Raw genomic sequence first — 18,578 nt, 5'->3', positions numbered from 1 at the left:
GGATGGAGGCATGGCATACCACGTCCACTCCGAGGCCGGGCGGCTGCGCCGCGTCATCCTGCACCGGCCCGATCTCGAGCTCAAAAGGCTCACCCCCAGCAACAAGACCTCGCTGCTCTTCGACGACGTGCTGTGGGTGCGCAGGGCCCGCGCCGAGCACGACGGGTTCGCCGACGTGCTGCGCGACCGCGGCGTCGACGTCCACCTCTTCGGTGACCTGCTGGCCGAGACGCTCGAGGTCCCGGCGGCCAGATCCCTCGTCCTGGAGCGGGTCTTCGACGAGAAGGAGTACGGCCCGCTGGCCACCGACCCGCTCAGAGCCGCCTTCGAGAACATGCCCGCCCCGGAGCTGGCCGAGGTCCTGATCGGCGGCATGACGAAACGCGAGTTCCTCGACGTGCACCCGGAGCCGACCTCCGTGCGCTTCCACGTCATGGAACTGGACGACTTCCTGCTGGGCCCCCTGCCCAACCACCTCTTCACCCGCGACACCTCCGCCTGGATCTACGACGGCGTGTCCATCAACGCCATGCGCTGGCCCGCCCGGCAGCGCGAGACCGTGCACTTCGAGGCGATCTACCGGCACCACCCGCTGTTCCGCGACGAGACCTTCCACGAGTGGTCCGAGGGGCAGAGCGACTACCCGTCCACGATCGAGGGCGGGGACGTGCTCGTCATCGGCAACGGGGCGGTGCTCATCGGCATGAGCGAGCGCACCACCCCGCAGGCCGTGGAGATGCTCGCGCACAAGCTGTTCGCCGCCGGGTCCGCCGAGACGATCGTGGCCCTCGACATGCCCAAGCGGCGTGCCTTCATGCACCTCGACACCGTGATGACGATGGTCGACGGCGACACCTTCACCCAGTACGCGGGCCTCGGCATGCTCCGCTCGTACACCATCGAGCCGGGCGTCGGCGAGAAGGAGCTGAAGGTCACCGACCATCCGCCGGAGCACATGCACCGCGCGATCGCCGCCGCTCTCGGCCTGAACCAGATCCGTGTGCTGACCGCCACCCAGGACGTGCACGCGGCCGAGCGCGAGCAGTGGGACGACGGCTGTAACGTCCTCGCCGTCGAACCCGGGGTCGTGGTCGCCTACGAACGGAACTCCACCACCAACACCCACCTGCGCAAACAGGGCATCGAGGTGATAGAGATCCCGGGCAGCGAACTGGGCCGGGGCAGGGGCGGCCCACGGTGCATGAGCTGCCCGGTCGAACGCGATCCCGTATAGGCATGCTGGAGCTCGTATAGTATTCCAGCATCCCCGTCACCGTATCCCTGGAGTGCCCTCATGGCGACTGTCCCGACCGCCCTCGCCGGCCGCCATCTCCTCAAGGAGCTGGACTTCACCGCGGAGGAGTTCCGCGGTCTGGTCGAGCTGGCCGCCGACCTGAAGGCCGCCAAGAGGGGCGGGATCGAGCCCCGGTACCTCCAGGGCCGGAACATCGCGCTGATCTTCGAGAAGACCTCCACCCGCACCCGCTGCGCGTTCGAGGTCGCGGCCGTCAATCAGGGCGCCTCGACCACGTACCTCGACCCCTCCGGCTCCCAGATAGGGCACAAGGAGTCGGTCAAGGACACCGCGCGGGTGCTGGGCCGGATGTACGACGCGATCGAGTACCGGGGCGACAGCCAGCAGAAGGTGGAGGAGCTGGCGGCGCACGCCGGGGTGCCCGTCTACAACGGGCTCACCGACGACTGGCACCCCACCCAGATGCTCGCCGACGTGCTGACCATGACCGAGCACTGCGCCAAGCCGCTGACCGAGGTCGCCTTCGCCTACCTGGGGGACGCCCGCTTCAACATGGGCAACTCCTACCTGGTCACCGGCGCCCTGCTCGGCATGGACGTACGGATCGTCGCGCCGAAGGCGTACTGGCCCGCCGAGGAGATCGTCGACCGGGCCCGCGCTCTCGCCGCGACCAGCGGCGCCCGCATCACGCTCACCGAGACCGTGGACGAGGGCGTCCGCGGTGCCGACTTCGTCGCCACGGACGTCTGGGTCTCGATGGGCGAGCCGAAGGAGGTCTGGGCCGAGCGCATCACCGCCCTCGCCCCCTACGCGGTGACCATGGACGTCCTGCGCGCCACGGGCAACCCGGACGTGAAGTTCCTGCACTGCCTGCCCGCCTTCCACGACCTCGGCACCAAGGTCGGCCAGGAGATCCACGCGGCCTACGGCCTGGACTACTTGGAGGTCTCCGACGAGGTCTTCGAGTCGGCCCACTCGGTCGTCTTCGACGAGGCGGAGAACCGGATGCACACCATCAAGGCGGTCATGGTGGCAACCCTCGCCTGAACAGGCCTTATGCTGACCGGCGGCCCGGAACCACCCCTCCTCCGCGGCCGCCGCGCGACGAACCCGTCGCACTCCCGCACCACCAGAAACGAGCACCACCCGCATGCCCGCTCCCCGTATCAAGCCCCCCGCCCTTCTCGTGGCGGAGTCGGGCGCCGACCGTGAGGGTCACGGTCTGAAGCGCACGATGGGTCTCTTCCAGCTGGTCTGCTTCGGCGTCGGCGCGATCGTCGGCACCGGCATCTTCGTCGGACTGTCCGACTCGGTCGCCCAGGCCGGCCCGGCCGTGGTCGTCTCCTTCCTCCTCGCCGCGATCACCTGCATCTTCACCGCGTTCGCCTTCGCCGAGCTGGGCGGCGCGATCCCGGTCTCCGGCTCCTCGTACTCCTTCGCCTACGCCGGTCTCGGCGAGGGCACGGCCTTCCTCGTCGGCTGGTGCCTGCTGCTGGAGTACGGCGTGTCGGTGTCCGCGGTGGCGGTCGGCTGGAGCCAGTACGTCAACGAGCTGCTCGACAGCGTCGTCGGAGTGCACCTGCCCACGGCCCTGTCGGCCGGGCCGGGCGACGGCGGGGTCGTCAACCTCCCGGCCGTGATCGTCATCGCCATGGCCGCCGTCCTCTTGGTGCGCGGCGTGCGCGAGAGCGCCCGGGCCACGGCCGCGATGGCCGTGCTGAAGCTCGCCGTCCTGGTGGCCTTCGTCGCGATCGGCTTCACCGCGTTCGAGGACGGCAACCTCACCCCGTTCTCGCCGACCGGCCTCGCCGGCATCGGCGCGGGCACCACCGCCGCCTTCTTCTCGTACATCGGCTTCGACGCGATCACCACGGCCGGTGAAGAGGCCAAGAACCCGCGCCGGGACATCCCCGTGGCGATCCTCGTCTGCATCGGTCTGGTCACGCTGCTCTACTGCGCGGTCGCGCTCGCCGCGATCGGCGCCATCGGCGGCGACGCGGTCGGCGGCCGTCCGGCGGCCCTGTCCTACGTCGTCAACCAGGTCACCGGCTCCACCGTCGGCGGCGGTGTGATCGCCTTCGGTGCGGTCGTCGCCATCGCCTCGGTCGTGCTCGCCGTGATGTACGGCCAGACGCGGATCCTGCTGTCCATGTCGCGCGACGGGCTGATCCCGCGCGTCTTCGAGAAGGTGTCGCCGAAGACCTCCACGCCGGTCGCCGGCACGCTGATCGTGGCGGGCGTCTTCGCGCTCCCCGCGGCCTTCGCCCCGCTGGACGCCGTGGTCAACCTGTGCACCATCGGCACGCTCGCCACCATGGCCGTCGTCAACATCGCGGTCATCGCCCTGCGCCGCCGCGAGCCGGACCTCGCCCGCACCTTCCGGGTGCCGCTCTACCCCGTCACCCCGCTGCTCGGCGTCGGCTTCTGCCTGTACCTGATGTACGAGACGGGCGCGACGACCTGGATCCAGTTCGCGGGATTCCTGCTGGTCGGGATCGCCCTGTACCTGCTCTACGGGCGCAGGAACTCCCGGCTCGCCGCGGTCACGCCGGCGAACGCCGCTGAGCGGGAACCACAGGCAGTCTGAACCAGACCGCCTTGCCGGACTCGGTCGGGCGGTGCCCGCAGGAGGAGCTCAGGGCGCGGATCAGCAGCAGCCCGCGCCCGTGCTCCTGCCAGGGGTCGGGCGGCCCGCCGGCCGGACGGGTGAGGTCGCCGGGCGGGGCCGGGTCGGTGTCGTGCACCTCGACCTGACATCCCGACGGCATCAGCTCCACGACCAGCTCTATCGGCGTCTCGCCCGTGGTGTGCTCCACGGCGTTCGCCACCAGCTCCGCCGTCAGCAGCTCCGCGGTGTCGCAGTCCGCCCGGTGCTCCAGCTCGGCCAGCGCCGTACGGACCAGGGCGCGGGCCACGGGCACCGCCGCTGCGGTGTGCGGCAGCGCGATGCGCCATGAGGCGGGGGCTGAGGAGAGTTCGTACACGGCGGGTCCGTTCATGGAGCAGGACATCCTGCTTTCAACCTGATGAATGGTACGGCGCCGCTCTTCCGAGGCGTCCGAGGGGCACCGTCGGAGGCGCCCTTGCCTCCTTGCCGGACGGCTTACCCAGGTGAACGCGCCGCCGCGCACAGCTGCTCCCGCCGTTACGCCGGTGTGGACGATCTGTGACGGATGTAACCGGCCCAGGTCACGCCGGGCCCACATCGGAGTCCTACCCGGACGGCCTATCGCGCACTCATGACGACAGTCACGGATGAGTGATAGCTTCGGAGGGTAGAGCTCTGTGAGGCAGTGCCCGCCCGAGGAGGCCGCACGTCATGAGTCCCTTCACCGGCTCCGCCGCCCGCACCCCAGGCTGGGAGCATCTGCGCGTCGACATCGCCGACGGCGTCGCCACCGTCACCCTGGCCCGCCCCGAGAAGCTCAACGCGCTCACCTTCGGCGCCTACGCCGACCTGCGCGACCTGCTCGCGGAGCTGTCCCGGGAACGGTCCGTACGGGCCATGGTGCTGGCCGGGGAAGGGCGCGGCTTCTGCTCCGGCGGCGACGTCGACGAGATCATCGGCGCCACCCTCGGCATGGACACCGCCCAGCTCCTGGACTTCAACCGGATGACCGGCCAGGTGGTCCGCGCGATCCGTGAGTGCCCGTTCCCCGTGATCGCGGCGCTGCACGGCGTGGCCGCGGGAGCGGGAGCGGTCCTCGCCCTGGCCGCGGACTTCCGCGTCGCCGACCCCACCGCCCGCTTCGCCTTCCTCTTCACCCGCGTCGGCCTCTCCGGCGGCGACATGGGCGCGGCCTACCTGCTGCCCCGGGTCGTCGGCCTGGGTCACGCGACCCGCCTGCTGATGCTGGGCGACCCGGTCCGGGCCATCGAGGCCGAGCGCATCGGCCTGATCAGCGAACTGACGGAGGAAGGCGCCGCCGACGAGGCCGCACAACAGCTGGCCCGCCGCCTGGCGGAGGGCCCGGCTCTGGCGTACGCCCAGACCAAGGCCCTGCTCACGTCCGAACTGGACATGCCTATGGCTGCCTCGATCGAACTGGACGCCTCGACCCAGGCCCTCCTGATGACGGGGGAGGACTACGCGGAGTTCCACGCGGCGTTCACGGAGAAGCGCCCCCCGAAGTGGAGCGGACGGTGACCGCGGTGCCTCCAGGGGCGCGGGGCGGTGCCGAATCTGCGGCTACCGCCGCGTGGGCGCGACAAGCCCCGACGCAGCCGCACCACGACACCAGCCACCCCCTGCGCGTGGCGATCATCGGTGGCGGCCCCGGCGGCCTCTACGCCGCCGCCCTCCTCAAACGCCTCGACCCCGCCCGCGAGATCACCGTCTGGGAACGCAATGCCCCCGACGACACCTTCGGCTTCGGCGTGGTCCTCTCCGACGAGACCCTCGGCGGCATCGAACACGCCGACCCCCAGGTCTATGAGGCCCTCCAGCGCCACTTCACCCGCTGGGACGACATAGACATCGTCCACCGCACCCACCGCCACACCTCCGGCGGACACGGATTCGCGGCTCTGGGCCGCAAGCGGCTGCTCGAGATCCTGCACACCCGCTGCCGCGAACTCGGCGTCGACCTCCGCTTCCGCACCGAGGCCCCGCACGACCTCGCGCACACCCACGACCTGGTCATCGCCGCGGACGGCATCCACAGCGCCACCCGCGAGACCCACGCGGACGTCTTCCGCCCCCGCGTGACCACCCACCGCTGCCGCTACATCTGGCTCGCCGCCGACTTCCCCTTCGACTCCTTCCGCTTCGAGATCGCCGAGACCGAACACGGCGTGATGCAGCTCCACGGCTACCCCTACGCCCCCGACGCCTCGACCGTGATCATCGAGATGCGCGAAGAGGTCTGGCACGCGGCCGGTTTCGACGAGCTCGGTGAAGCGGAGTCGATCGAGCGCTGCGGCAAGATCTTCGCGGAGGCGCTGCGCGGCCGCCCGCTGAAGTCGAACCACTCCACGTGGACGACGTTCCGCACGGTCGTCAACGACCGCTGGTCGCACGGCAACATCGTGCTCCTCGGGGACGCCGCCCACACCGCCCACTTCTCCATCGGCTCCGGCACCAAGCTCGCCGTCGAGGACGCGCTGGCCCTCGCCGCCTGTCTGGAGGAGCGGGACTCGCTGCCCGAGGCCCTGACCGCCTACGAGGAGGAGCGGCGCCCCGTCGTCGCCTCCACGCAGCGCGCGGCCCGGGCCAGCCTGGAGTGGTTCGAGAACATCGCCCTGTACCTGGACCAGCCGCCCCGTCAGTTCGCCTTCAACCTGCTCACCCGCAGCCGCCGCGTCACGCACGACAACCTGCGGCTGCGCGACGCCCGCTTCACGGAGACGGTCGAGCGCGAGTTCGGCTGCCCGCCCGGCACGCCCCCGATGTTCACGCCGTTCCGGCTGCGCGGCCTGACCCTGCGCAACCGGGTCGTCGTCTCGCCCATGGACATGTACTCGGCCGTCGACGGCGTCCCCGGCGACTTCCACCTCGTCCACCTGGGCGCGCGGGCGCTGGGCGGGGCCGGGCTGGTGATGACGGAGATGGTGTGCGTCAGCGAGGAGGGCCGGATCACGCCCGGCTGCGCCGGCCTCTACACCGGTCGGCAGGCCGAGGCGTGGAAGCGGATCACCAACTTCGTGCACGACCGGGCCCCCGGCACCGCGATCGGCGTGCAGCTCGGCCACAGCGGCCGCAAGGGCTCCACGCGGCTGATGTGGGAGGGCATGGACGAGCCGCTGGACGAGGGCAACTGGCCGCTCGTCGCCCCCTCGGCGCTGCCGTACAAGGAATTCAGCCAGACGCCGCGTGAGTTGTCCCGCGCTCAACTCACCGACATCCGGGAGCAGTTCACAGCGTCCGCGGTGCGCGCCGCCCGGGCCGGTTTCGACCTGCTCGAACTGCACTGCGCGCACGGCTACCTGCTGTCCGGGTTCCTCTCCCCGCTGACCAACCGGCGCACGGACGCCTACGGCGGCTCCCTGGAGAAGCGGCTGCGCTTCCCGCTGGAGGTCTTCGACGCCGTACGGAACGTATGGCCGGGGGAGCGGCCCATGACCGTCCGCGTCTCCGCCACCGACTGGGCCGAGGGCGGCACGACCGCCGAGGACGCCGTCGAGATCGCGCGGGCCTTCGCCGCGCACGGCGCCGACGCGATCGACGTGTCGACGGGCCAGGTCGTGGCCGACGAGCGGCCGGAGTTCGGGCGGTCGTACCAGACGCCGTTCGCGGACCGGATCCGCCACAGCACCGGCATCCCGGTGATCGCGGTCGGCGCGATCTCCTCCTGGGACGACGTCAACTCCCTGATCCTCGCGGGCCGCACCGACCTCTGCGCCCTGGCCCGCCCCCACCTCTACGACCCCCACTGGACCCTGCACGCGGCGGCCGAGCAGGGCTACACCGGCCCGGGCGCGCCCTGGCCGGCCCCGTACCGCGCGGGAAGCCGCCGCCCCCAGACGGGCCGTACGGACGCCCCGAAACCGCGACTGAGTCTGGGAGGCGGCGCCGCCGACGGCGGCTAAGATCCGTGGCATGGCCCTGACCCTGGACGACGTGGACCGGTTCGAAGCCTTCAGGCCGCGCCTTGAGGCGGTGGCCTATCGGATGCTCGGGTCGGCGAGCGAGGCCGAGGACGCCGTGCAGGAGACGTTCCTGCGCTGGCAGGGCGCCGACATCGAGCGCATCGAGGTCCCCGAGGCCTGGCTGACGAAGGTGCTCGCCAACCTGTGCCTCAACCAGCTCACCTCGGCGCGTGCGCGGCGTGAGACCTACGTGGGGCAGTGGCTGCCCGAGCCGCTGCTCGCCGGGGACCGGATGCTCGGGCCCGCCGACACCGCCGAGCAGCGGGAATCGGTCTCGTACGCGGTACTCGTCCTGCTGGAGCGCCTGTCCCCGAACGAACGGGCGGTGTACGTCCTGCGGGAGGCCTTCGACTATCCGCACCGGGAGATCGCCGAGATCCTCGACATCACCGAGGCCTCCAGCCAGCAGATCTTCCACCGCGCGAAGAAGCGCGTCGCGGACGGCAGGGCCCGCACCCGCACCGAGATCGACGAGACCGCGGCCCGGCGGATCATCGACGAGTTCCTCGCGGCCGCCGCCAGCGGCCGGACCGAGCCGCTCGTGCAGCTGCTCACCGGGGACGCCGTCGCGGTCGGGGACGGCGGCGGGAAGGTCCCGGCGCGCGCCAGGGCGTTCGAGGGCGCCCTCGCGGTCGCCAAGTTCATGCGGGGCCTGTTCAAGCCCAGCGCGGCCAAGCGCGCCCTGGTCGGCGGCTCGCCGGACGTCTACGCCTGGACCGCCAACGGCGACCCCGCCCTCGTGGTGGTCCTCGACGGCCGGGTCATCGGCGTCATGTGTTTGGAGGTCGCCGCCGACGGCATCGTCGCGTTCCGCAACCAGGTCAACCCCGACAAGCTCGAACGCGCGACCCGGCTGTGGGCCGACGGCGACCACGGAGACCCCCTGCTCACGGTCTTCTGACCCGACCTACAGCAGTGTGACGTGCTTCACATTGCGTTCCTGTCAGGAAACGGCGGGCCCCCCGGTTCAAGGGGTGAATCCGCAACAGACAGCCGTCATGACAGGAGCTACGCCATGCAGCACCGCATCGTCGTCCTCGGAGCCGGCTACACCGGAGCAACCGCCGCCGGGCGCCTCGCCAAGCGACTGCACCGCGAGGACGTCGCCATCACCCTCGTCAACGCCGAGCCCGACTTCGTCGAGCGCGTCCGGATGCACCAGCTCGCAACCGGCCAGGACCTCGCGCCCCGGCCCTTCGACGAGATGTTCCAGGGCACCGGCGTCGCGCTGAAGCAGGGGAAGGTCACCGCCCTCGACGCCGACCGCAAGACCGTCACCGTCGCCGCCCTCGACGCGACCGGAGAGGCGAAGGGCGAGGAGTTGGAGTACGACACCCTCGTCTACGCCCTCGGCAGCGGCTGGAACGACCAGGGGGTGCCCGGCACCGCCGAGCACGCCCACGAGATCGCAAGCCGCCCCGGAGCGCTCCGGCTGCGCGAGCGCCTGGCCGGCCTGCCCGCCGGGCAGTCCGTGGTCGTGGTCGGTGGCGGCCTCACCGGGGTGGAGGCGGCGACCGAGATCGCCGAGGCCCGGCCGGACCTCGACGTCGCCCTGGCCGTCCGCGGCGGATTCGGCGACTGGCTCTCGCCCAAGGGGGGCGGGCACCTGCGGAAGACCTTCGACCGGCTCGGCATCACCGTCCACGAGCACACCGCCGTCACCGCCGTCGACGCCGACCGCGTCACCACCGCCGACGGCACGACCCTCCCGGCGGCGGTCACCGTGTGGACCACGGGCTTCGCCGTTCACCCCATCGCACAGGCCACCACCCTGGAGGTCTCCGGCACCGGCCAGATCGTGGTCGACCGGACCATGCGCTCGGTGTCGCACCCGGACGTGTACGCCGTCGGCGACGCGGCCCTGGCGATGGGCCCCGGGGACAAGCCGCTGCGGATGTCGTGCGCCTCGGGCGTCCCCACCGCCTGGCAGGCCGCCGACGCCATCGCGGCCCGCCTGACCGGCGGGAAGGTCCCGAACGTGCCGGTGCGCTACTTCAACCAGTGCATCTCCCTGGGCCGCAAGGACGGACTGATCCAGTACGTCACCGCCGACGACAGGGCGAAGTCCGCGGCCCTGACCGGCCGGCTCGCCGCGCTCTACAAGGAGATCATCTGCAAGGGCGCGGCCTGGGGCGTCGCCCACCCGCTGCTCGTGCCGGCCCGGCGCCGCCGCGTCGTGCGGGAGGCCGTCGCCGTCCCGGAGAACTCCCCGGTCCGGACAGCGGCCTGAGCCGCGGGATGCCGACCGCCTCAGACCGGGTAGGCGTGGGTCTGCGTCGCCTTCACCGTCGCCCAGACCTCCGCCCCCGGGTGGAGATCGAGTTCGGCCGCGGCGACCGTCGTGAGGTCGGCGGCGAGGGGGAGTTCACCGGTGAGGTCGGCGCGGATCTGGTCGCCGTGGGTCTCCAGGCCCGCCACCTCGCAGCGCCACAGGTTGCGGGCGCTGGAGCCCGTGGGCCGCTCCCGGTGCAATGTGACCGCACCGGGCGGGAACGCCACGAAGACCGGGCCGGACAGGATCTCCGTGGTCGTCAGGTGCGGGCCGTCGGCGAGCCGCACGGTGTGGCCGTCGGCCTCGCCCCGGTAGAGGTTCAGGCCGACCAGCTGTGCGATGTAGTCCGTACGGGGATGGCGGGCGATGTCGCCCGGGGTGCCCTCCTGGACCACCCGGCCGTGCTCCACGACCACCAGCCGGTCGGCCAGCACCATGGCGTCGAGCGGATCGTGGGTGACGAGCACGGCGACCGCCTCGAAGTCGGCCAGATGGCGCCGGAGCCGGGCACGGACCTCCAGCCGGGTCCGGGCGTCCAGGGCCGCCAGCGGCTCGTCCAGGAGCAGCAGCCGGGGGCGGGTCGCCAGGGCACGGGCGAGGGCGACGCGCTGGGCCTGGCCGCCGGAGAGCCTGCGCGGCTTGGCGCCGGTGTGCGCGGCGAGGCCGAGGCGGTCGAGCCACTCGGCGGCCTGCGCACGGGCCTCGGCCTTGGTCGCGCCCTGGCAGCGGGGGCCGAAGGCGACGTTGTCGAGGGCCGTGAGGTGGGGGAAGAGCAGGTAGTCCTGGAAGACGACACCGACCGGACGGGCCTCCGGCGGCGTACGGTCCAGCTCGGCGCCGTCCAGCCGCAGATGGCCGCAGGACAGCTGGGTCAGACCGGCGAGGGCGCGCAGCGCGGTGGTCTTGCCGGCGCCGTTCGGCCCGAGCAGGGCGACGACCTCGCCGGGTGCGACGGTCAGCGCCACGTCGAGGCGGAAGCCGCCCCGGTCCACGACGAGACGGGCGTCGAGTCCTTCCATGGAGGTGCCGGTGGCGGCGTGGGTCTGGGTCATCCGGCGCTCATCCATCGGTCACGCAACCCGGCGAGCACCGCGATCGACACCGCCAGCAGCACCAGGCTGAGGGCGATCGCGGCCTCCGGGTCGCTCTGCAGGGCCAGGTAGACGGCCAGGGGCATGGTCTGGGTGCGGCCGGGGAAGTTGCCGGCGAAGGTGATCGTCGCGCCGAACTCGCCGAGCGCCCGCGCCCAGGCGAGGACCGCGCCCGCCGCGATGCCCGGCGCGATCAGCGGCAGCGTCACCCGGCGGAACGCGGTGAAGCGGGACGCGCCCAGGGTGGCGGCGGCCTCCTCGTAGCGCGGATCGGCGGCCCGCAGGGTGCCCTCGACGCTGATCACGAGGAAGGGCATCGCCACGAACGCCTCCGCGATCACGACCCCGGCGGTGGTGAAGGGCAGCGTGATGCCGAACCACGCGTCGAGCCACTGCCCGACGATGCCGTTGCGGCCGAGCGCCATCAGCAGCGCCACACCGCCCACGACCGGAGGCAGGACGAGGGGCAGGGTGACGAGGGCGCGTACGAGGCCGCGGCCGGGGAAGTCGACGCGGGCCAGCAGCCAGGCCAGCGGCACGCCGATGACCAGGCTCACGCCGGTGGCGAGGGTCGCGCAGATCAGGGAGAGCTGGAGAGCCTGCCACACGTCCGGGCTGGTCAGCTGCGTGGGCAGGCTCCGCCACGGGGTCCGCACGAGCAGGGCGATCAGCGGCACCGTCAGGAAGGCCAGGCCGATCAGCGCGGGGACGAGCAGGGGCAGCGGGACGCCCGTCCGGACGCGCCGGCGCCGCGGACCGCCCCGGAGGGTGTCGGCCGCGGCGCGAGGCTTGTCGGTCGGGAACGTCACGGCTTGAGGAACCCGGCCCCGGTCAGGACCTTCTGGCCCTCGGCCGACCGCACCAGCGCGATGAACGCCTTGGCGGTCTCGGTGTTCCGCGCGCCCTTGAGCAGGGCGATCGGGTAGTCGTTGACGGCGTCGGCGGACTCGGGGAACTCCACGCCCTCCACCTTGTCACCCGCCGCGCGCACGTCCGTCTTGTAGACGACGGCGGCGTCGGCCTCCTTCAGCTCGACCTTGGTGAGCGCGGCCTTCACGTCCTGCTCGTAGGAGACGGGGGTGAGCTTCAGCTTGCTCGCGTCCAGGGCCTTCTGCGCGGCGGCGCCGCACGGCACCTCCTTGTCGCAGAGCACGACCTTCCGGCCCGCCTCGGTGAGGTCCTCGAGCGAGGCGATCTTCCCGGGGTTGCCGGGCAGGGTGGCGATCTCCAGTTCGTTGCGGACGAAGGTCGCGGGGGTGCCCGAGGCGTCCCCGGCGTCCGTGACGATCTTCATCGTCTTGGGGCTGGCCGAGGCGAAGACGTCCGCCGGGGCGCCGCCGGTGATGCTCGCGGCCAGCGAGTCGCTGCCGCCGAAGCTGAAGGTGACCTTCGTACCGGGGTGCTCCTTCTCGAACTGCTCGCCCAGCGTCGTGAAGCTCTCCTTCAGCGAGGCCGCGGCGAACACGGTCACCTCGCCGGAGGGCTTGCCCGACCCGGGGGAGTCCGGCTTCGCCGAGGAATCCGAGCCGGACGAGCAGGCACTCAGGGCCAGCAGGGCTGCGGCCCCTCCCGCGGCCACCTGGAGCGGGCGACGGGGCCGGCGCGCGGTACGGGTCATCACGGAGCTACTCCCTCGGTTCGGTCTGCGCCGATGATAATGCCGCAGATGCGAGGGGAAAGGCCCCTGTGGATTCGCATGAGCATGGGCAGGGATCCCTGGGGGTGGCATGTGCGTTCGTACGGCAACGCCGGCCGGGGTCGGATCTACTCGGCGTGGTCCCGGGGACCGTGATGCTCCAGCACCCAGCGGCCGACGAGCGCGCCGCCGTAGACGACGTAGCCCACGCCGATGAGCCAGGACTCCACGACGAGGACGACGCCCATCGCTCCGTAGCTGATGGCGTTGGTGACGATGAGCGGGGTGAAGACGAAGTAGGAGAACATGCGCAGGCCGACCAGGCCGGCCATGGTGGCCAGTGCCCCGGGGAGCAGATCGCTCCAGCGGACCTGTCCGCCCAGCAGGAAGCGCTGCCCCCACCAGAAGAACAGCACACCGGACGCCGAGCTCAGCGCGATCCGCTGCGGCCCCGAGACGATGCTGTGCGTCTGCACCTCCTGGTACAGGTACGCGGTCATCGCGATCATCCACACCGCCTGCCGCCAGACGCGGTGCCACGGACCCGAGGGCAGGCCCCAGATCCGCTCGTAGCCGTTCTGCACGCTCCCGCCGAACGCCACACCGAAGACCGCGAGGGCGACCCCGCCGAGCACGCTCGTGGTGCCGATGACCTTGCGCGGCGGGCTGATGATGTCCGTGAGCACCCGCGCGGACCGCCCGGACAGCCCCATGCCGTCGGCGAGCCACAGGGCGAATCCGCCCCGTTCCAGGGGGTCGGCGGCGGCGACCACGATGAGCAGCGGCGCCAGGGTGACCAGGGCGAGCGTGGCGAACCCCGTGGCCCGGTGCAGCAACTCCAGGTCGCGGCCCTGCCGGACGAGGGTGTGCGCACCGGCCCGGTGCCACCCGCCGTGCACCGATCGCCCCCACCCCCTCACGGGAGCCGGTCCACGCGGGCGCCTGTCGTCCTCGCTGGTGTGGTGACGGTCATCCCTCGGTCCGCCTCCCGGTGCACGCTCCGTCCAGTCGCGGACATCGTTGACCGTTCCACGGCGGAGCAAACGCCGCAAACCGGGCGGCGTCCGGGTGGGTCAGAGCCCCACGAACGCCGCCCCCGCGTCCCGTAGCCGCTCGTGCAGCCCCCGGAACACCGCCGAGGAGCGGACCCCCGGCCAGTCCGCGGGAAGCAGCTCGGACGGCAGGCCCGGGTCGGTGTAGGGCAGGTGGCGCCAGGAGTCCAGGGCGAGGAGGTAGTCCCGGTAGGCCTCCTCCGGCGGGGTCTCCTCGCGCTTCTCCCAGTCGCGCAGCACACGCGCGTGGCGGTCGAGGAACTCCTCGTGCTCCTTGGCGATGGCCGCCAGATCCCACCACCGGGCGACGGCCTCCGCGGTCGGGGCGAAGCCGAGGTGGTCACCGCGGAAGAAGTCGACGTACGCGTCGAGCCGCAGCCGCTGGAGCGTGTGCCGGGTCTCCTCGTACAGCCGTGCGGGCGCGATCCACACGCCCGGAGCGGCCGTGCCGAAACCGAGCCCGGCCAGCCGGGAGCGCAGCACGTGCCGCTTCTGCCGCTCCGACTCCGGCACGGAGAACACCGCGAGCACCCAGCCCTCGTCCTCGGGCGGAGCGGAGGCGTAGATGCGCCGGTCGCCGTCGTCGAGCAACTGACGGGCGTCCGGGGACAGTTCGTAACCGGCCGCGCCCTGTGCGGTGCGGGCCGGCACGAGCAGGCCGCGTCTCTTGAGCCGTGACACCGAGGAGCGTACGGACGGGGCGTCCACGCCGGCCGCGGCCAGCAGCCGGATCAGTTCGGCTACCGGCACGGGGCCCGGCACGAAGCGGCCGTACGCGCCGTAGAGCGTGACGATGAGAGACCGTGGTGCATGGTGGTCGGACACGTTGATCATCTTAGGTCGTACGGATCATTCCCGGTCGCCTTCCGGTACCCCCGGGGCACGCAGTCTGAACCGCTGGAGCTTGCCGGTGGCCGTGCGGGGCAGTGCGTCCAGGAAGACGATCTCGCGCGGGCACTTGTACGGCGCCAGCTCGCTCTTCACGAAGGCGCGCAGCGCCTCGGCGTCTCGTCGCGCGCCTTCCTTGAGGACGGCGAAGGCCAGCACGACCTGCCCGCGGGCCTCGTCGGGCCGCCCCACGACCGCCGCCTCCACCACGTCCGGGTGCCGCAGCAGCGCGTCCTCCACCTCGGGTCCGGCGATGTTGTACCCGGCCGAGATGATCATGTCGTCGGCGCGGGCGACGTAGCGGAAGTAGCCGTCGGGGTCGCGGACGTAGGTGTCGCCGGTGACGTTCCAGCCGCCGCGCACGTAGTCCCGCTGCCGCGGGTCGGCCAGGTACCGGCAGCCGACCGGCCCCCGCACGGCGAGCAGGCCCGGCTGACCGTCGGGTACGGGCTCGCCGTCCGCGTCCTGCACGCGCGCCTGCCAGCCCGGCACCGGAACGCCCGTGGTTCCGGGCCGGATCCGCTCGTCCGCCGCGGAGATGAAGATGTGCAGCAGCTCGGTGGCGCCGATGCCGTTGATGACGCGCAGGCCCGTGCGCTCGTGCCAGGCCCGCCAGGTGGCCGCAGGGAGGTTCTCGCCGGCCGAGACGCAGCGGCGCAGGGAGGAGACGTCGTGCCCGTCGAGCTCGTCGAGCATCGCGCGGTAGGCCGTCGGAGCGGTGAACAGCACGGAGACCCGGTGCCGGGCGATGGCGGGCAGCAGCTGCCGGGGCCCGGCCTGTTCGAGCAGCAGCGCACTCGCACCCGCCCGCAGCGGGAAGACCACGAGCCCGCCGAGACCGAAGGTGAAGCCCAGCGGGGGACTGCCGGTGAACACGTCGTCCGGGCCCGGCTTCAGGACGTGACGGGAGAACGTGTCGGCGATCGCCAGCACGTCCCGGTGCAGGTGCATGCAGCCCTTCGGGCGGCCGGTGGTGCCGGAGGTGAAGGCGATCAGTGCCACGTCGTCGGCCGCTGTCGCGACCGCCTCGTACGGGGTCGTGGGCGCCGGGCGGTTGAGCAGGTCGTCGGGGGCGTCACCGCCGTAGGTCGTGATCCGCAGGCCCGGGATCTCGGCCTTGGCGAGGTCGTCGACGGCCCGGATGTCGCACAGGGCGTGCTCCACCCGCGCGATCGCGCACATCGTGCTCAGCTCGTGCGGGCGCTGCTGGGCGAGCACCGTGACCGCCACCGCCCCCGCCTTCAGCACCGCCAGCCAGCACGCCGCGAGCCAGGGGGTGGTGGGGCCGCGCAGCAGCACCCGGTTGCCCGGGACGACACCGAGCTCGCCGGTGAGCACATGGGCGACGCGGTCCACGCGGGCCCGCAGATCGCCGTACGTCCACGGCTCGTCGGTGGCGGTGAGGAAGGCCGGGCGGTCGTCGGGCGGGCCGGTCAGCAGTTCGGCGGCGCAGTTGAGCCGTTCGGGGTAGTGCAGCTCCGGCAGATCGAAGCGGAGCTCGGGCCATTGGTCCGGGGGTGGCAGATGGTCCCGGGCGAAGGTGTCGACGTGGGCCGTGCGCCGTGCGGTCATACGGTTCGCCCCCTTGGCGTGGTGGGCTCGCACCTGGAGCGTATCGTGTTGGTGACGACAGTCAACGGTCCGCGATAGCCTCGGAGTGGCCCAGCCGGAACGCAGGGTGGCGGAGAAGGGACCGGCGATGACCGCATTCTCACTCGAACCCGCACAACTCGCCTGGTGCGCGGAACTGCGCACCCTGGCGGCGGAACGGCTCCACCCGCTGGCCGACAAGGGTGAACCGGGGCATGTGAACCGCGCCCTGGTCGCCGAGCTCGGCCGCCTCGGCCTGCTCGGCCGCCTGTTCACCTCGGGCGCGCTCGACCTGTGCCTGATGCGCGAGTCCCTGGCCTACGCCTGCACGGAAGCGGAGACGGCCCTGGCCCTCCAGGGCCTCGGCGCCCATCCGGTGCACGCGTACGGAACCGAGGCGCAACGCGCCCGCTGGATCCCCCGGGTCACCGCCGGTACGGCGATCGCGGCCTTCGCGCTGAGCGAGCCCGGGGCGGGATCGGACGCGGCGGCACTGGAGCTCCGGGCGGAGGCGGACGCGTCGCAGGCCGGCCGGTCTTCGGACGCCGCGCAGGTCGGCGGGTCTTCAGGCGCCGCGCAGGTCGGCGGGTCTTCGGACGCCGCGCAGGTCGGCCGGTCGTCAGGCGCCGCGCAGGTCGGCCGGTCCTCGGACGCGCCGGTGCTCGCCGCCGCCCCCGACGGGCCCGCCCGCTGGCGGCTCACCGGGGAGAAGTGCTGGATCTCCAACGCCCCCGAGGCCGACTTCTACACCGTCTTCGCCCGCACCACCCCGGGTGCCGGGGCGCGTGGCGTCACCGCCTTCCTCGTGCCCGCCGACCGGCCGGGCCTGACCGGCCGCGGACTCGACATGCTCTCGCCGCACCCCATCGGCGCCCTCGACTTCGACGCCGTGCCGGTGACGGCCGACGACGTGCTCGGCGAGGCGGACCGAGGCTTCCGGGTCGCCATGGGGACGCTCAACCTGTTCCGGCCCAGCGTCGGCGCGTTCGCCGTCGGCATGGCGCAGGCGGCCCTCGACGCCACCCTCGCCTACACCGCCGGGCGCGACGCCTTCGGGGGCAAGCTGCGGGACCTGCAAGCCGTCTCGCACCAAGTCGCCGAGATGGCCCTGCGCACCGAGGCGGCCCGGCTGATGGTGCACGCGGCGGCGTACGACGCGGACGACCCGGACGTGCCCCGGCGCTCCGCCATGGCGAAACTGCTCGCCACCGAGACCGCGCAGTACGTCGTCGACACGGCCGTCCAGCTGCACGGCGCCCGGGCGCTGCAACGCGGCCATCTGCTCGAACACCTCTATCGCGAGGTGCGCGCCCCGCGCATCTACGAGGGGGCCAGCGAGGTGCAGCGCGGCATCATCGCCAAGGAGTTGTACGCCCGTCAGGAGGCCCGGTGAGCACCGAGCGCGTCAACCCGTCCGAGCTGTCCCCGCCGACCGGCTTCTCCCACGCCGTCGTGGCGTCCGGGTCGCGGGTGGTGTTCCTCGCGGGGCAGACCGCCCTGGACGCCGACGGCAAGGTGGTCGGCCGTACCCTGCCCGAGCAGTTCGAGCGGGCCCTCACCAATCTGCTGACCGCCCTCGCGGCGGCCGGTGGCACGCCCTTTGACCTGGCCCGCGTCACCGTCTATGCCACGGATGTCGAGGCGTACCGTACGCACGCACCCGAACTGGGCCGCATCTGGCGCGAGTTGGCCGGTCGCGACTATCCCGCCATGGCGGTCGTCGAGGTCGTCCGGCTGTGGGACGCGGAGGCGATGGTGGAACTGGACGGCTTCGCGGTCCTGCCGTAGCGGCGTTGTCGTGCCGCTGTGAAGCGGAGTCCTCGGGTCACGCCGCGACGGCCAGCCCTCCGGCGGTCACCCGGCGCGGCTGCACCACGCGCCCGTCCGGCAGCAGTTCGCCGGTGTCGTCGAAGACCACCGTCCCGTCGCACAGCAGGCTCCAGCCCTGCTCGGGGCGGGCCGCCACGACGTGCGCGGCGGGGGAGTCGGTCGCGGGGCACTGGGGCTGGTGGGCACACATGGCGCACCTCCACGTCGGTAGGGCCGCCCGAAGGGTTCGGACGACTCGTACAGACAGACCATCCTCCCGTACCGAACTCATCGGAACGGCCCGGCGGGAAGCGTGACACGCCCAGGACATTCCCAGGACGGTTCCACGACGGCCGACGCGGACTCGCCACCGAAGGGGTGAGGATCACGGGAGCCG

17 protein-coding genes are annotated in these 18,578 nt (G+C 72.3%); 9 read left to right on the top strand and 8 right to left on the bottom strand.

All coding sequences use genetic code 11. From position 1 onward, the window contains the following. Positions 1 to 10 precede the first annotated feature (10 nt). The 3 genes from IE153_RS36920 to IE153_RS36910 all read left to right on the top strand — a co-directional run bounded on the left by IE153_RS36920 (position 11) and on the right by IE153_RS36910 (position 3,842). Entirely contained in the window at positions 11 to 1,234 is a 1,224-nt protein-coding gene (locus IE153_RS36920; protein WP_185011003.1) for an arginine deiminase, read from the top strand. A gap of 60 nt (positions 1,235 to 1,294) precedes the next feature. Continuing rightward, the gene (argF, locus tag IE153_RS36915; protein WP_189594060.1) at positions 1,295 to 2,302 is read left to right on the top strand and encodes an ornithine carbamoyltransferase; all 1,008 of its coding nucleotides are present in this window, start codon (positions 1,295 to 1,297) and stop codon (positions 2,300 to 2,302) included. A 103-nt stretch (positions 2,303 to 2,405) separates the two neighbouring features. After that, on the top strand, positions 2,406 to 3,842 hold the full coding sequence (locus IE153_RS36910) for an amino acid permease (RefSeq protein ID WP_189594059.1): 1,437 nt from the start codon (positions 2,406 to 2,408) through the stop codon (positions 3,840 to 3,842). Here IE153_RS36910 and IE153_RS36905 read toward each other — a convergent pair. Next, positions 3,799 to 4,254, bottom strand: coding sequence for an ATP-binding protein (locus tag IE153_RS36905; protein WP_189594058.1), 456 nt, complete (start codon positions 4,252 to 4,254; stop codon positions 3,799 to 3,801). The two genes, IE153_RS36910 and IE153_RS36905, sit on opposite strands and share 44 nt — an antisense overlap. A gap of 320 nt (positions 4,255 to 4,574) precedes the next feature. Here IE153_RS36905 and IE153_RS36900 point away from each other — a divergent pair, with 320 nt between their 5' ends. The 4 genes from IE153_RS36900 (at position 4,575) to IE153_RS36885 (ending at position 10,073) form a co-directional block, all read left to right on the top strand. After that, positions 4,575 to 5,402 (top strand): enoyl-CoA hydratase family protein, encoded by an 828-nt coding sequence (locus tag IE153_RS36900; RefSeq protein WP_189594057.1) that lies wholly within the window; start codon positions 4,575 to 4,577, stop codon positions 5,400 to 5,402. Next, positions 5,387 to 7,783, top strand: coding sequence for a bifunctional salicylyl-CoA 5-hydroxylase/oxidoreductase (locus IE153_RS36895; protein ID WP_494402951.1), 2,397 nt, complete (start codon positions 5,387 to 5,389; stop codon positions 7,781 to 7,783). Before IE153_RS36900 ends, IE153_RS36895 begins: the two co-directional genes overlap by 16 nt. A gap of 10 nt (positions 7,784 to 7,793) precedes the next feature. Further along, the gene (gene sigJ, locus IE153_RS36890) at positions 7,794 to 8,744 is read left to right on the top strand and encodes an RNA polymerase sigma factor SigJ (protein ID WP_189594056.1); all 951 of its coding nucleotides are present in this window, start codon (positions 7,794 to 7,796) and stop codon (positions 8,742 to 8,744) included. A gap of 114 nt (positions 8,745 to 8,858) precedes the next feature. After that, a complete protein-coding gene (locus tag IE153_RS36885) occupies positions 8,859 to 10,073 on the top strand; it encodes an NAD(P)/FAD-dependent oxidoreductase (RefSeq protein WP_189594055.1) in 1,215 nt (404 codons plus the stop codon). Between the two features lie 20 nt (positions 10,074 to 10,093). Here IE153_RS36885 and IE153_RS36880 read toward each other — a convergent pair whose 3' ends face one another. The 6 genes from IE153_RS36880 to IE153_RS36855 all read right to left on the bottom strand — a co-directional run bounded on the left by IE153_RS36880 (position 10,094) and on the right by IE153_RS36855 (position 16,354). Beyond that, on the bottom strand, positions 10,094 to 11,167 hold the full coding sequence (locus IE153_RS36880) for an ABC transporter ATP-binding protein (RefSeq protein WP_189594054.1): 1,074 nt from the start codon (positions 11,165 to 11,167) through the stop codon (positions 10,094 to 10,096). Beyond that, the gene (locus tag IE153_RS36875) at positions 11,164 to 12,015 is read right to left on the bottom strand and encodes an ABC transporter permease (RefSeq protein ID WP_189594053.1); all 852 of its coding nucleotides are present in this window, start codon (positions 12,013 to 12,015) and stop codon (positions 11,164 to 11,166) included. Before IE153_RS36875 ends, IE153_RS36880 begins: the two co-directional genes overlap by 4 nt. Continuing rightward, complete coding sequence (gene modA, locus IE153_RS36870) at positions 12,012 to 12,824, bottom strand: molybdate ABC transporter substrate-binding protein (RefSeq protein WP_189594052.1); 813 nt, start codon at positions 12,822 to 12,824, stop codon at positions 12,012 to 12,014. The genes IE153_RS36875 and modA overlap by 4 nt, the downstream gene beginning before the upstream one ends. Positions 12,825 to 12,970: 146 nt before the next feature. Next, complete coding sequence (locus IE153_RS36865; protein ID WP_189594051.1) at positions 12,971 to 13,741, bottom strand: ribonuclease BN; 771 nt, start codon at positions 13,739 to 13,741, stop codon at positions 12,971 to 12,973. Positions 13,742 to 13,915: 174 nt separating this feature from the next. Continuing rightward, positions 13,916 to 14,728, bottom strand: coding sequence for a PaaX family transcriptional regulator (locus IE153_RS36860; protein ID WP_189594050.1), 813 nt, complete (start codon positions 14,726 to 14,728; stop codon positions 13,916 to 13,918). 15 nt (positions 14,729 to 14,743) lie between these two features. After that, positions 14,744 to 16,354 carry an AMP-binding protein gene (locus IE153_RS36855; protein WP_189594049.1) on the bottom strand — a complete coding sequence of 537 codons (1,611 nt, stop codon included), beginning with the start codon at positions 16,352 to 16,354 and terminating at the stop codon, positions 14,744 to 14,746. A gap of 127 nt (positions 16,355 to 16,481) precedes the next feature. Between IE153_RS36855 and IE153_RS36850 the strand changes: the two genes are divergently transcribed. Together IE153_RS36850 and IE153_RS36845 are read left to right on the top strand one after the other, a co-directional pair. Then, positions 16,482 to 17,765 carry an acyl-CoA dehydrogenase family protein gene (locus IE153_RS36850; protein WP_189594048.1) on the top strand — a complete coding sequence of 428 codons (1,284 nt, stop codon included), beginning with the start codon at positions 16,482 to 16,484 and terminating at the stop codon, positions 17,763 to 17,765. Next, a complete protein-coding gene (locus IE153_RS36845; protein WP_189594047.1) occupies positions 17,762 to 18,160 on the top strand; it encodes a RidA family protein in 399 nt (132 codons plus the stop codon). The genes IE153_RS36850 and IE153_RS36845 overlap by 4 nt, the downstream gene beginning before the upstream one ends. A 37-nt stretch (positions 18,161 to 18,197) precedes the next feature. Here IE153_RS36845 and IE153_RS36840 read toward each other — a convergent pair whose 3' ends face one another. Beyond that, positions 18,198 to 18,392 (bottom strand): DUF5999 family protein, encoded by a 195-nt coding sequence (locus tag IE153_RS36840; protein WP_031112146.1) that lies wholly within the window; start codon positions 18,390 to 18,392, stop codon positions 18,198 to 18,200. Positions 18,393 to 18,578 lie beyond the last annotated feature (186 nt).

This window comes from Streptomyces massasporeus, assembly GCF_014648995.1.
GTDB lineage: Bacteria > Actinomycetota > Actinomycetes > Streptomycetales > Streptomycetaceae > Streptomyces > Streptomyces massasporeus.
This window is presented reverse-complemented; position numbering and strand designations above follow the sequence as displayed.